Source organism: Bacillus sp. SIMBA_008, assembly GCF_046535495.1.
Taxonomy (GTDB): domain Bacteria; phylum Bacillota; class Bacilli; order Bacillales; family Bacillaceae; genus Bacillus; species Bacillus subtilis.
Map to the genome: position 1 here is coordinate 1 of NZ_JAWRWL010000762.1, position 258 is coordinate 258.

Sequence of the window (258 nt, forward strand, 5' to 3'; positions counted from 1 at the left end):
GGAATTAAATATTAGCCTCCGCCATTATAGTTTATTATGGACGATAAACGGAGCGATGATTGTTTGTGCGCAGCCACTTGTTAGTATGTTAATTCGCTGGATGAAACGTTCTTTAAAACAACAAATTATGATTGGAATCATCATTTTTGCGGCGTCATTTATTGTGTTAAGTCAAGCGCAGCAATTTACGATGTTCCTCGTTGCGATGGTGACGTTAACGATTGGTGAGTTATTCGTATGGCCAGCAGTTCCGACCAT

1 pseudogene is annotated in these 258 nt (G+C 39.9%); it reads left to right on the top strand.

Annotated elements, in window-relative coordinates:
• Window positions 1-258, top strand: a pseudogene (locus tag SB658_RS25330) (MFS transporter); the annotation flags it as partial.